The organism is Exiguobacterium sp. s183 (genome assembly GCF_018617655.1).
Taxonomy (GTDB): Bacteria; Bacillota; Bacilli; order Exiguobacteriales; family Exiguobacteriaceae; genus Exiguobacterium; species Exiguobacterium aestuarii_A.
Genome location: NZ_JACSKN010000002.1, coordinates 189,058 through 202,735 on the forward strand (window position 1 = coordinate 189,058; position 13,678 = coordinate 202,735).

A 13,678-nucleotide genomic window follows, 5' to 3' on the forward strand; every position below is an offset into this window, starting at 1 on the left:
CTTTACTCAAATATGAAACGGGTTTCAGATAACCTTTTGCCGTTGACTACGGCAAAAGCAAATCACGGAAGGCACGCGGGTCTTTCGATTCGACTAATTCTCGGACGAGTTTCGGATTTTCCGTCAATGCGGCAATCTCCTCGAACAGATGTGTCGAGAAGGTTTGGTCCGAATCCCGGAATTGAAGAAGGAAGATGAGTCGGACCTGTTCGTTCCCCCAGGTGATCGGTGTCCGAGACACGAGCACGTCGATTCGGTTCGTCTTGGCGAGCTCCGGGTCCCCGTGTGGAATGGCGACACTCTGTCCGATTGAGGTCGAACCGTTCCTTTCACGATTGTATACGCTTTCAGAATAATGTTCGTCAATATGTGCCGCTTCCATCAATACGTGTAAGGCATGACCGCGTGACAGGACGTCATCGACGAATTGAACGTGTCCGACGAGTGAGGCGATGGTCGCGTACGTGTTCCCGTTCACCCCAATCAGCTGTCTCAATTGGTGCACGTCCTGCTCGGTCAAGACGGCGGATACAACATGGACCGGAGTCTCCCGTTCTCCTAGCTGGACCGTCGATACGATCAAGTCCGGCTGACACCCTTCAATCTGTTTCTCGAGCTCGCGCAGCGACGAATACCCAACGATGTGAATGGCGTCGTGAAACTGGTTGTGGAGTCGTGCCGCAATCAATTTACTCGTCCCCATCCCATATGTACAGACGAGAAGGATTCTTTTTTTCTCCTGGCGTCGACGTTCTTCGAGCATCGTCTGGAAATGGAGCGTCAAAAATCCGACTTCATCTTCCGTGACATACAGGTCGAGCTCGCTCTCTAAAATCGAGGCATGTCGCAAGACAGCCGCATATGTGGCGGTGAAGCGACGTTTGATTTGATCGAGGAGCGGATTTTCTAAATAGGCCTTGATCAGTTGGCGATACACCATCGGTCGGATGTGGGCGAGGAGCGACCGATATAACTCCCTCTGCAAGGCCCCTCCGTAAATCGTCCCGTTCACGGCGAGAGCGAACCGATTGGCGGCTCGTGCGACTTCTGTCGTCACATCGTCTTCGGATGGATTGAACTCTTGCGCGCCAGATAGCGCCAGCATGAAGTAAGCCCGCTCTTCTGTCGGGATTTTCATCCCGAGCGATTGTTCCAACACATCTATCTGTCTCATCAATGCATCAAACCCGCGTGTCGCGCGTGCCATCTCGAGTCCTGATGGTGATAAGGTCACGTAGGCGCGGCGGCGTATCCGTTTGAGCGACACGAGCAGGCGTGCCTGCAAGAGTTCGGACGCCGTATCGGAATATTGTTTGTCGACCTCTCGTTCCCAATCCGTTAGGAACGTTTCAATGAGTCTCACGTCTTGCGCGTGTGCCTGGGGCAAACGCGTCTTTACCAAGAGCTGGGTCAACCATTCCCGTCTGACGAGCTCTTCCCCATCGACGCGACAATGTCGGCGATCAAACGTGAGGGGTGCGTCCTTCAGCATCTGTTCGATCGTATCGATGTCTTGTTTGACCGTCGCCTCACTGATATAGAAGGTGCTGGCGATGGCAGCAGACGACGCGATCTCATCAAACAAGAGTCGGATGAGGATTTGTTCGACGCGTCCTTCGTCGTTCGCTGTCTCTTGCATCGGGACGTAATGGTTCTCGAGGAGCCGCACCCCTTTCCCCCGACTCGTCTCAATCTGTACGTCGGACAGTTTCTCGAGCGCACGCAGCTCGGTCCGGACCGTTCGCTCCGAGCAATGGAGCGCCCAAGCGATATCCTTCGTCGACATCCATTCTTTATGTTGTAACAACGCGAGTAACTTTTGCTGTCGTTCCGTCATTATGCATTCCACCTTTGACAGTTTTCCACCAAAAGCATAGCACAAGTATTTCAGACGCCAAGACATTTCTTTGATGATGTGAATCAAGAGAACGAGTCATGCCTAATCCATTTTTCGTGAATTCCGGTCGTTTAGAACATAAAAAAAGCAAGAACAGGAAGGCGGCAAACCTTCACATTCTTGCGTGCATCGATTGGCTTAATCCGTTTGTTTTGCAACTTTCATGAGGATTAAAAACAGCTCGTTTAATTCTCACCAAAACTGGTCACTCTTATTATTTCGCTGGTTAATACAACGCTATCAGGAAAGAAACGCTATTCCCCCCGCCTAGCGACCGCCCTTATCACACATAAGCCCAGGGGATATTTCCGATAACATGGGAATTAAGGTGACAGAGGCGTTAGGCATTGGTGTAACAACGACTGAAAGGAGAAGAATAGCGTTTATACTCGCCCTAACCTAGGAATACGAAAGAGCGCTCGGAAAAGAACCGACGATGAAAACGATTGACGAACAAATCACAGAATGGGAGCCGATGATCCACTATGTCATCCGCCACTTGAACATCCACCAGAACGAGCAGGACGACTGTGTCCAAATTGCCCGCATCGCCTTATGGGAAGCCTTGAAACGAGGCTGCACGCTATCGAAGACGTACTGCTTCCAGCGCATCCGTGGAGCGATTCTGAACCATCAACAAAAGAACGCACGGCATTTGAAACATGAGGTCGCAGCCGAACGGCTCCCCGAGCAATGTATGACATCCGAGCGTCATCTGTTTGACTGGCTCGACGAACAACGGAAGAACCTATCCCCACGCCACTTCGAACTTCTCTGTCATCTGATTGATGGCACGGAACAGACGCTCGACTATTCCGCAAGCCGATTGCGCGCGTATAAGGCGGACGTTCAACGTGAGTTGCGAAAAGAGTTGTATTCGAAGGAGTGAACAACAATGGAACCGATTCAAATCAAAGAAGCAATCACAAGTTACTTGGAAGATGTAGAGATGCGACAACAACGATCACCTGAGACGGTGAAGACGTATCGGAACACGTTACGTCGATTCGAACAGATGATGCAACAGTCGAATGTGATTTTCTTAAAAGACGTGGATGAAACTGACCACGCGTTCCCTTATCGAGACAAACTAGTAGATGAAGAGCTTGCGTCCAACACGATAAAAAAATATGTGAGTGTACTCAAGTCGTTCATGTCCTACTCGGTCAAACGAGGATGGATCACACGTAATCCGTTCGTATTCGTCAACGTACCCGGTGCCGAAGCAAAACGGCAATCCATCATTTTAAGTCGAGAGCAAGTGAATCAGCTGCTGCACCATGCACACAATGCGACATTGTATAACATCTTTTTGATCGGCTGCGATGCGGGCTTCCGAATCAGTGAGACGTTAGATTTAAAACTCGAGGATGTAACGTTTGAGTCGAACGACTTGACCATTCGACACGGGAAAGGGAATAAAATGCGGGAAGTGCCGATGACCGATCGTATCCGAAAATCGTTGGAGCGTTATATTCAGGTCGAGCGGCCAAAGTCAGACAAGGACTCGCGATACTTGTTCATCATGCCGAACGGTTCAAAAGTCCGCGCAAACTATGTGAATGAATATCTCTTGGAAGTATCAGAGGAACAGCTCGGATTCGGAATTACGAGTCACGTCCTCCGTCACAGCTTTGCAACGGAGCTCTATAACGCCGATGTCGAAATCACGAAGATCAGTCGATTACTCGGTCATGCATCGACCGAGACGACCGAGCTGTATCTGCACATTTCGAAAGAACAGAATCAAGAAACGATTGAAGTGTTGAATGCGAAGAATCGGGAGGTGAACAACTTCTTAAAGACTAAGAAATGATGAACTAAAAGAGCGAACATCCATCATAGGGTGTTCGCTCTCATCTGTAAAACGTTTGTGTCACGCGGAAAGATTCATGTCCCTTCTCGCCAGTTGTATTGCAAAATACATACAATTGATATCGGACATTGTTAGCATTCCTTCCATCTCCGAACGTTCTTGTGTCGCAACTTAAACGTTAGGGTGAGATTATGATTGCTGGCAAGTCCTTTTTCTTTTCAAAAATAGGAGTGCAGAGTTGTGTACGTTTCCGTTGCACACTTCTGCACTCCTATTTTGCATTACACACGTAGAACACGGCTCAGTTCAAACAAGTATAGTCTTTTTATCGCATTTAATAATGTACTAAATTAATTATCTCTTCGAATTTCTTTGATAATTCTAGCAGGGTTTCCAGCTATTATGACATTCCCTTCAACAAAACTTTTAGTAACTACACTACCCGCACCAACAATAGTGTTATCACCCAGTATAACACCGGGAAGAATTACCGAATTCATACCAATCCAACATTTTCGTCCAAGTACGACATCTTTAGCTTCTTCATGTAAGTCTAAATTTTCAACACTATGGTTCGCGGTTATTATTCCTACATTAGGGGCAATGTAGCTACCTTTCCCAATATAAATGTCCGCCGCAAAATTATTATAGTAACAACCTGGAGACTGGAAAATATGCAAATCATTCACATCAAAATGAATTTTATCTGATCGATGGATTCTAACCGATGTATCACACGGAAACTCAATATTTCGGTTGAACCCAAAAATCTTGTTTCGAATCCCTAGAAGAACCCAATACCAACCCATCATTTTCTCTTCAAAATACCTTCCTCTTAAGTACTTTTTATTAAAAAAAAATGATGCAACGCTACCAATCATTATTTTTAGTAACTTATTTATGACGGGAAGATAGATTATTTTTTTCATTTACTCTCTCTCCTTTTTATAGAAAATTTCATCAGTACTACAAAATACAAAATATAAATTAACGTATAGAAGAAGTTTAAGTAAGACAGGAATTTTTCAAACGAAAAGTTATTTACATTAGAAATTATGAATAATATTATTGAAATCACTATAAACATACTTTGTAATTGAAAATCAATTATTTGTTTATTTAATATTATAAAAATAGGTGATAAAGACGTAACAATGAATCTAACTCCAAACATTAGTAAAAGGATACTTATAATATCACCAGCCTCTTCCCAATCAGATCCAAATATAACACCAAAGTACGGGGATACATAATAAATCGAGATAAAAACTGGAAATGACAGTGCAGCTAGAATCAATGCGTATCTTACAAAAGTATTTTTAACTGTTTGATCAGATTCAAATTCTAAACTTGCTTGTTTCATAATAATTTTTGACATGTTTCCACTAATGACGTTAAGCGGCAAAGCTAATAACCTAAGTGCCAAGGTATAGAATCCTACATAACTAGCTCCGTATAAACTCGACACTATAACAATTACTAGGGTATAAGACAAGTTATTTACGATTATAGATGGCATAGAGTATAGTGGTTGATTTTTATATTTAATCATTACCGCTAAATGTTCTTTCAGAGGGACACTAAACCCTTTTTTAAAAATAGCTAAAGTTCCTATTGCTTGTTTTTTCATACCAAACACTTGTCCTAAAATGTATGCTAGCAACAGACCAAAATACCCTAAGTTAAATAGACCAAATACTATTGACCCTAAGTTTTGAAAAATGGATCTAATCACAGTGATATATGATATCAACTGATAATTTTCATTTCTATTATTATAGGATATTAACACATTAATTATCCCGTAGGAACTTACAATTAAAAATATAGCTAGAATTGAATAGAATGGAACATCGACTAGTTTAGTATGCAAATTTAACACTGCAAAAATTATTGAAGACAGCATTGCTATTACTAAACTTATCCATAAACTAATTATCATTAAACTTGGTATTTCCTTTTTTTGACAAGACACAATTAACACATCATATCTAGCATTTGATGCCGTCATAAACAAACCTGTAAAAGATAATAAAATCATGTATTGACCAAATTCTTCAGGAGTAAATATCCTGGTCAACAATGGAGTTGAAACAACAGTAATGATTTGCGCAATAATCGAACCAGATACTAAATAGAAAAAGTTTTTCACTTTACATCTCCGAGCAAAACTATTTTATTACTTTTTTTGATAATTATTGAAAAAGTATATAAGATTCCTCCCGATATTATAACAATCGATGAGAGGTTAAGAAGTGCAGGTGTACTAGAGAAAATATTTGTGGCGAAACGCACCACCACGAACGCATACAAAAATTTTAATTCTAGCGTATTAGTTTCGTGCAAAAGGTTTTCAAATGTCAAAGATATAAGTAAGTTAAAAATAGAAATCATAAAGAAGAACGTTCCCAAATGAATATATCCATAACCTGCCGAAGATAACAGATGACCACTACTAACAGATGCATTATAAACAAATGAGTTAAACATTGAGGAAGTAAACTCTAAGTCATTATTTAATAGGAAACTCATCCCAAAAATCGAACGTATGTTTTCATAAATAACATATAATAGATTGCCCTCAAATAATTCACTGAATTGAATTGACAATCCTACATTATCCAATCCCAACGCATATAATTGAAGATTATTTGATATTTCCATGAGATTTAAGTTTGATTGTTGAAGCGTATCTATATATGAACCCGATCGAAATACATAGAAATGCTTATAAATACTCATCAATAAAATTATGAATAAACTTACAAAACTCAGTACATAGACTGTGATCTTTTTGAAGTGAGGAAATAATAAATTCAATACTAGTATTGTTATCACTCCAATATAAAGTTGATTGCTCCTTCTCTCTCCAATAATCAAACCAATGTAGGTCATAGAGATCATTAAAGCAAATAAATAATATCTTACAGCATGATTCTTTCTGTATTCTTTAGCAAATGTATCTACCAGTATCAAAAAGGTAAACATTGCCGCCAAAAATATTATTTGTTTTAAAAAAAACATATAAGTAGTGCTAGCATCGCCGAATCTTTGACTATTAGAAGATACATTAATAATTATAAAATTTAGAAGTTCTCCCGTCTTTCCACTTATTAATAAAATTATCGTGCTAACGATTATAAAAAGAATGTAGAATCCTTTACTCCCTTTGATTCTTATATAATCGCTAGTATTTCGAAACTTTTTAAAAGCCACATCATCTTTCACCATCAGGTAAAAATGAAGAAATGTACTTGAGATAACAGCTTCAATAACTAAAAGGTAAATAGAAAGATTAATGTTATCTTTACTGACCTCAACATAAGTTAAATACTCAAAATTCTTAGAAAGATAAATTGATAGTGGGATAATGACTAATCTAATCATCATTAGAGTATAAAATGACCAAAAAGTAATCTTGTATCTATTAATTTTATTACTCATCGGTATAAATAAAAGGATATAAATCAATATAAACGTCATAGGTAATAACCACATAGATTGATACTGATAAGGTAAAGAACTACGATCAAGCCATAAAAAGATGTTCACTATGATTAAGATAACCGGTAATACGAAAACCTTAAAAAGATTGAAGATCATATTTTTATCCTTTATTTTTTATTTTCCTTAAGTTGGAATCTAATAACTCATTTATTACTTGATTCTCCATCCTTGCTTCTTCAATAAATTTCTTGCAGGACTTCAAATATTCTTCGTAATTTAAATTACTATACCACTTTTCAATTAAAGCCGGTAAATCATGGTTTAAATGATCAATCACAAAACCTAAGGAATATTTTTGTACTAAATTTCCTATATATGTATCATTCATAGCGATTATAGGTTGTTTTGCTAGTACTGAATGATATAACTTTATAGAAATTGAATGATTTAATATTTTATCTTTTTTACCATAAATATTATTTACTAAATCACCTTTTTTTACGTAAAACGAGGTTTCAGATAAATCGAAACTATCATGAAATTCCGCATTATAGATTGAATTTATTTCGCAGTATTCTTTTAAGACATTCGCATTTGTACCAAAATACTGTAATTGAAACTTTTTATTATTCTTGAAAATGTCTAGTATACGTTTATTTTGCTCGAAAAATCTAATATTTCCTACAAAAGATAATTTTAATGGGAAAGAAGATTTTTCTTTTACTGTAGATTCAATATCGGTGGATACTTGTCCAATTATACTATGCATCATATAATATTTTTCAGGTGGTAAAAATTCTTCATATCCTTTTGAAGAAACTGTATTGAAACTGCTGTTTCGAACTGCTTTTTTTACGTTCTTTGAAATTAAAGGAATATCCTGTCCAAAGTAATCTCTTATATTTACACAGTAGCGGTTAGGGAAATTATCCGACAGAAAGCTCCCCAATAAGTGAATGGCTAAATCATTCCACAAAACTATAAAATCATAATCATTATTTAATAATATTTTAGAAGCAAACTTTTTATATTTATAATACTCTTTTATTTTCTGTATCTTCTTAGTATTTTTAGAAAATTCACATCGATATACATATTTATTTTGTTCTCCAATCGATTCTTCAACTCCATATTTATCAAAATATATTAAATCATATGAAATATTGTTATTTTTAAAGTAATCAGTATAGAATGTAACCATTGACATGTGTTTTATATTAACAGCACTGACGATGCATATTTTCAAATCATTTCCTCCAAATATTGTTATTAATATAATCTACATATGAAATGATAATTTTAATAACTTTATAGGACACATTTTCTACTTCGTAGTCTCGAACAATTATATTGTTTGTAAATTCGAATTGTTCTAAATTCTTTAAACCTTGAATTACTCTTTCTTTCTTCAAACCAGACATTATAACTGTAGTTTCCTCCATTGCCTCAGGTCTTTCATGCGCCTCTCTAATATTAAGCGCCTTTAAACTTAATATAGAGGCTTCTTCACTAATTGTCCCACTATCGCTTAATACTGCTTTTGCATTAATTTGAAGATTGTTATAGTCAATAAAACCAAGCGGTTTTAGTAATTGAATATTTTTGTGGAATTTCACTTGTTTCTCATCAATCATTTTTCGAGTCCGGGGATGTGTACTCAATATAATTGGCAAATCATATAATTCGGCAATTGAGTTTAATGAATCCACCAAATTTATAAAGTTTTTTTCTGAACCAATGTTTTCTTCTCTGTGTGCAGAAACTAAAAAATATTTGCCTTTTAGTAAGTTTAGTCGTGATAGTACATCTGAATTTTCAATCTCTGCTCGTTTCGACTCTAAAACTTCATACATAGGACTGCCTGTTTTGATAATACGGTCAGCTGGCAAGCCTTCTCTTAATAAGTACTCTCTTGCAATGCTACTATATGTCAAATTAATATCAGCGATATGATCCACAATTTTACGATTCGTTTCCTCAGGAACACGTTGATCGAAGCAACGATTTCCTGCTTCCATATGGAAAATCGGGATTTTACGTTTCTTCGCTGCAATTGCGCATAAACAGCTGTTTGTATCTCCTAAGATTAATACTGCTTCAGGTTGCTCTTTTTCTAAAATCGGATCAATCGCAATTAAAATATGACCAATTGTTTCCGTAGCTGTTCCATTCGCTGCATTTAAAAAGTAATCAGGTTTTCTCAAATTGAAATCTTCAAAAAACACTTCATTTAATTCGTAATCATAGTTTTGTCCTGTATGCACTAGCACATGCTCGATTGCCTCTGACTCTTCAAGTCGATTAATTGTCGCGGATAAACGAATGATTTCTGGTCTCGTACCTACAATCGTCATAACTTTTAATTTCTTCATTTATGTCTTAAACCTCCAAGTAATATGTATCAGGTCGATTTGGATCAAATGGTTCATTTACCCACATTAACGTAACCATATCTTGATTCCCTAAATTCTCGATGTTGTGTGTATAACCTACTGGAATATCAACTACCTCCAGCTTTTTTCCACTTACAAAATACTCAATGATTTCAGCCGAGTCGATTTTTCTAAAACGAATCACACCTTCCCCACTGACCACAAGAAACTTTTCATTTTTCGTATGATGCCAATGGTTCCCCTTCGTAATGCCTGGTTTAGAAATATTGACGGATACCTGACCTCGATCTGGGGTGCGCATGAATTCTGTAAATGAACCTCTTTCATCCTGATGCATCTTCAATTCATAAGAAAAATCGCGCTCAGGCAAATAGCTTAAATACGTACTATATAACTTTTTGACCAATCCATCATCCTGTTGAGCGATAGATAAATCACTTCTTGATTGTTTGAAAGATGTTAACAAATTAACTAATCGACCGAGTGTTACATCATATGTTGGTGATACGTTGTAGAAATCTTTTTCACCGTTTCGTTTATTCTCACTCAGTATAGAAATTAAGCTCGAAATCACATCGTCTATGTAGGCAACAGTCAACGTTGTCGATTCATCATTCACCTGAATAGGAATATCATGAGAAATGTTATGACAAAATGTCGCGATTACACTATTATAATTTGGCTTACACCATTTACCGAAAAGGTTCGGAAACCGATAGATCATCACTTCTACACTATTCTCTTGGCCGTACTTACGAATAACGCTTTCCGCCTCACGTTTGCTTTCTCCATATGGATTAGATAATTCAGCCTGAGTGGAAGAGGCAAACATGATTGGAGGCTTAATAGAACGCTTTGAAAGTAATGTTACTAGTTTCTCTGTAAAACCATGGTTCCCTGACTTGAACTCCTCATCTTCTTTAGGTCGATTTACACCTGCTAAGTGAAAAACAAAATCAGCTTTCTGTGTATACGAGAGTAGTTCTTCTTCTGTCGTGTTACGATTGCAAAGCATCAAGTGCTCGTAACCCTGATTCTTCAATTCAGCAACTAAATTTTTACCGACAAACCCATTTGAACCTGTAATTAAAATATTCATACATTGATCCGCTTTTCGAGTTCGTCTCGTACGTAATCCAATGTCAACAACCGCTGCTTAATCTCCTCAACTGAGAGACGCTCTGTATTGTTTGAATTATATTCAGTCTCTTGAGTAAGCTGTTCGTCTCCTTCACTGAAATACTTATCATAGTTTAAATCACGTGTATCTGCAGGGACTCTATAGAACCCACCTAAATCTTCCGCTACAATATGCTCTTCGCGAGTCAATAAAGTTTCAAAAGCTTTCTCCCCGTGACGCGTACCAATCACTTTGATTTCATTATCAGCTTCAAATAATTCTTTTAAAGCTAGCGCCAAGTCTCCTACAGTTGATGCTGGAGACTTTTGAACCATAATATCCCCTGCAACTGCGTTATTAAATGCAAACACAACAAGCTCTACTGCTTCTTCTAAACTCATTAAGAAACGAGTCATGTTAGGGTCAGTTACTGTAAGTGGTTCACCATTTTTAATTTGCTCAATAAATAAAGGAATAACTGAGCCTCGAGAAGCCATAACATTCCCGTACCGAGTCCCACAAATTAATGTCTGTGTAGCATCGATTGTTCTAGCCTTTGCAACAAACACTTTTTCCATCATTGCTTTTGAAATCCCCATTGCGTTGATCGGATAGGCTGCTTTATCAGTCGAAAGACAAATTACTTTTTTGACACCTACTTCAATTGCAGCATTCAAAACATTTTCAGTTCCTAGTACATTTGTTTTTACAGCTTCTAACGGGAAAAACTCACAAGAAGGAACTTGCTTTAGTGCAGCCGCATGAAAAACGTAGTCCACCCCATACATTGCATTTTTCACACTATTTTGATCCCGTACATCACCAATATAAAACTTCAATTTGCTATTTTGATATTTTTTACGCATATCTTCTTGTTTTTTTTCATCACGTGAAAAAATCCGGATCTCTTTAATATCGGTTTCTAAAAAACGCTCCATAACCGCGTTGCCAAAAGACCCTGTTCCACCAGTAATTAGTAATGTTTTTTCTTTAAACATAGTTAGTCCTTTCTTGGTCCATAAAATGTTTCTCTAGAATTTGTACAGACTGTTCGACACTTAAATGTTGCTCCATATATTTACGTCCATTTTTGCCTAATTGACTCAAGTCTTCTCGTTTAGATAAATCATCGATCTTATTCAAAAACTCTGATGTATTCTTCGAATGGACCCATTCACCACATTGCGCGGTATCAATTAAATCCTTTAAATCTGACACTTCATCCGTTACTGCCAGAACAGGCTTTCCATATTCCATATAAGATAAAATGCGAGATGGATAATTTGGAATTGTAAATCTCGGATCGAGTACAATTAATCCTATATCCGCTTCCTTTGTTATCTCGTTATAATCATCTCGAGGTAAATTTTCAAGAACTAGAGCATTTGAGATCTTGTGATGTTCAATGATATTTTCAAGTTTGTATCGCTCGGTTCCACGTCCTACGAATAGAAAGAATATATTCGAAGTATCTTTATAATGAAGAACTGCTTCACACAAGATATCAATATATTGCGGGACACCCATGTTACCGCCAAACAAAAACAAACATGCGCTCTTCGGAATATTGTATTTATTCCTCAATTGACCTTTAGAAATATCCTCAAAATTTACATCGCTCATTATTCTTTTTGTGTTTGGAAATATTGTGACTTTTTCTGGTTCAATTTGAGGGTTATGATTTAAGATGTATTTTTTATTAGCTTGCGACATGCAACCAATAGTATCTGCAACACGATATAATTTTTTCTCCTGCGACTCAAAATATTTGAACAATATCCCATTCTTCCGCATCATATTTAGGTCAACAGCATTTTGAGGAAAGATATCCTTAAGCATTAAATAAGCCGGACAATTAAACTTTATTTTTGCCCAAGATACAAGACTAACATTTGTTACTGGCGGAGCCTCAAATAATATGAAATCAAAAATATGATTACTCAGATATTTTTTAATTCCACTTCTCATTAAAAAAGGGATTTTCAGAGTGGTGAGCCCTTTTTCAAATAAATTCACATCATAATAATTACCTGTAACAATTCGAAGTACATCAAATCCGCGTTCTTTTTTCATAGTAGTGACATTTAGGTTTCTTGATTGCTCTGCTACTGCAACAGTTATATCATGTCCACCTTCATGGAGTGCTTCAGCTAAATCAGTATATATAGTGTCACCTTTATTCGGTTCTGGAAATGAAGTTGCAATATATAAAATCTTCAAAATTATTCATGCCCCTTACTATTAATCGAAAGAATTACTCTTTCCATAAGTGATATATTTGATGACAACCAACTTGTTTGCATCCTACTTTTTGATAAAAGTTAATTGCTTCTAAGTTTCTAAACTGTGTTCCTACACGAATATTAATACAGTTCTGGTTAGCAGCCTCATTTTGAACAGCCATGAATAATTTGCTTCCAATCCCCAGATTATTAAATTTAGGATTTACAGCAATCAATTCAATGAGACAGTCATTTTTAATATATGAAAATAAAGCATACCCCATAACTTCTTTACTCTGTTGATTATATGAAATAGCAAAATACTTATCTTCTTTTTCAAATGCATTTTTTAGCCATTCAAAATAAACCACCCTTCCATTTCGTTTTTCCAATTGAGGATCTTCGATGAATTTAGAATATTTAAAATTGGCTAATTTTAAAATTTCTTCATTTCTATTTAGGCCATTTTGAATTACAACATCGTTTGCTGTTTGGTGTATGCGTTCAACTTTTTTTTCAAATTGAATGTTTGTGTCTACTAAATAAGCAGAAGTATTCATACCTATAAAACATGAATTAATCGGTTCTGAGTTCATGTTAACAATAGATACAAATGCATACTCTTCACAGAAATCCAATAATTTTTGCCATTCTTTTAGAGTTAGGGTGCCACTTATAATAGCTTTAGCACTTTTCACATCGAAAAAATCGGTATCCCAGTCTAAGTGCTTGAATGAAAATGAATCGTTTGTTTTTATCACTATCAAAGCCCCCCATTTCAAA

12 protein-coding genes are annotated in these 13,678 nt (G+C 37.0%); 2 read left to right on the forward strand and 10 right to left on the reverse strand.

Going from position 1 to position 13,678, the window contains the following annotated elements; all coding sequences use genetic code 11:
- Positions 1–46: 46 nt before the first annotated feature.
- Entirely contained in the window at positions 47–1,837 is a 1,791-nt protein-coding gene (locus KNP62_RS06420; protein ID WP_214784515.1) for a BglG family transcription antiterminator, read from the reverse strand.
- Positions 1,838–2,333: 496 nt separating this feature from the next.
- On the opposite strand from KNP62_RS06420, the gene KNP62_RS06425 reads away from it, so the two are divergent.
- Together KNP62_RS06425 and KNP62_RS06430 are read left to right on the forward strand one after the other, a co-directional pair.
- Complete coding sequence (locus KNP62_RS06425) at positions 2,334–2,786, forward strand: sigma factor (RefSeq protein ID WP_214784517.1); 453 nt, start codon at positions 2,334–2,336, stop codon at positions 2,784–2,786.
- A 6-nt stretch (positions 2,787–2,792) separates the two neighbouring features.
- On the forward strand, positions 2,793–3,713 hold the full coding sequence (locus KNP62_RS06430; protein ID WP_214784520.1) for a tyrosine-type recombinase/integrase: 921 nt from the start codon (positions 2,793–2,795) through the stop codon (positions 3,711–3,713).
- Between the two features lie 350 nt (positions 3,714–4,063).
- Here the strand turns inward: KNP62_RS06430 and KNP62_RS06435 are convergent, their stop codons facing one another.
- From KNP62_RS06435 to KNP62_RS06475, 9 genes are all read right to left on the reverse strand, one after another.
- Positions 4,064–4,642, reverse strand: a complete 579-nt coding sequence (locus tag KNP62_RS06435) for an acyltransferase (RefSeq protein ID WP_214784523.1) — start codon at positions 4,640–4,642, stop codon at positions 4,064–4,066.
- Entirely contained in the window at positions 4,639–5,865 is a 1,227-nt protein-coding gene (locus KNP62_RS06440; protein WP_214784526.1) for an oligosaccharide flippase family protein, read from the reverse strand. The genes KNP62_RS06435 and KNP62_RS06440 overlap by 4 nt, the downstream gene beginning before the upstream one ends.
- Complete coding sequence (locus tag KNP62_RS06445; RefSeq protein ID WP_214784529.1) at positions 5,862–7,196, reverse strand: hypothetical protein; 1,335 nt, start codon at positions 7,194–7,196, stop codon at positions 5,862–5,864. Before KNP62_RS06445 ends, KNP62_RS06440 begins: the two co-directional genes overlap by 4 nt.
- Before the next feature lie 124 nt (positions 7,197–7,320).
- Entirely contained in the window at positions 7,321–8,406 is a 1,086-nt protein-coding gene (locus KNP62_RS06450; protein WP_214784531.1) for a glycosyltransferase family protein, read from the reverse strand.
- Position 8,407: 1 nt separating this feature from the next.
- Positions 8,408–9,532 (reverse strand): non-hydrolyzing UDP-N-acetylglucosamine 2-epimerase, encoded by a 1,125-nt coding sequence (wecB, locus tag KNP62_RS06455; RefSeq protein ID WP_214784534.1) that lies wholly within the window; start codon positions 9,530–9,532, stop codon positions 8,408–8,410.
- A gap of 7 nt (positions 9,533–9,539) precedes the next feature.
- Complete coding sequence (locus tag KNP62_RS06460) at positions 9,540–10,652, reverse strand: polysaccharide biosynthesis C-terminal domain-containing protein (RefSeq protein ID WP_214784537.1); 1,113 nt, start codon at positions 10,650–10,652, stop codon at positions 9,540–9,542.
- A complete protein-coding gene (locus tag KNP62_RS06465; RefSeq protein WP_214784540.1) occupies positions 10,649–11,671 on the reverse strand; it encodes a polysaccharide biosynthesis protein in 1,023 nt (340 codons plus the stop codon). The genes KNP62_RS06460 and KNP62_RS06465 overlap by 4 nt, the downstream gene beginning before the upstream one ends.
- Complete coding sequence (locus tag KNP62_RS06470; RefSeq protein WP_214784543.1) at positions 11,664–12,893, reverse strand: glycosyltransferase family 4 protein; 1,230 nt, start codon at positions 12,891–12,893, stop codon at positions 11,664–11,666. The genes KNP62_RS06465 and KNP62_RS06470 overlap by 8 nt, the downstream gene beginning before the upstream one ends.
- Positions 12,894–12,927: 34 nt before the next feature.
- Complete coding sequence (locus KNP62_RS06475; protein ID WP_214784546.1) at positions 12,928–13,656, reverse strand: GNAT family N-acetyltransferase; 729 nt, start codon at positions 13,654–13,656, stop codon at positions 12,928–12,930.
- Positions 13,657–13,678 lie beyond the last annotated feature (22 nt).

Coding starts and splice junctions, on each gene's coding strand:
- KNP62_RS06460 (WP_214784537.1), bottom strand. CDS start 10,652: ATGAATATTTTAATTACAGGTTCAAATGGGTTTGTCGGTAAAAATTTA.
- KNP62_RS06430 (WP_214784520.1), top strand. CDS start 2,793: ATGGAACCGATTCAAATCAAAGAAGCAATCACAAGTTACTTGGAAGAT.
- KNP62_RS06465 (WP_214784540.1), bottom strand. CDS start 11,671: ATGTTTAAAGAAAAAACATTACTAATTACTGGTGGAACAGGGTCTTTT.
- KNP62_RS06435 (WP_214784523.1), bottom strand. CDS start 4,642: ATGAAAAAAATAATCTATCTTCCCGTCATAAATAAGTTACTAAAAATA.
- wecB (WP_214784534.1), bottom strand. CDS start 9,532: ATGAAGAAATTAAAAGTTATGACGATTGTAGGTACGAGACCAGAAATC.
- KNP62_RS06445 (WP_214784529.1), bottom strand. CDS start 7,196: ATGACGTTTATATTGATTTATATCCTTTTATTTATACCGATGAGTAAT.
- KNP62_RS06425 (WP_214784517.1), top strand. CDS start 2,334: ATGAAAACGATTGACGAACAAATCACAGAATGGGAGCCGATGATCCAC.
- KNP62_RS06420 (WP_214784515.1), bottom strand. CDS start 1,837: ATGACGGAACGACAGCAAAAGTTACTCGCGTTGTTACAACATAAAGAA.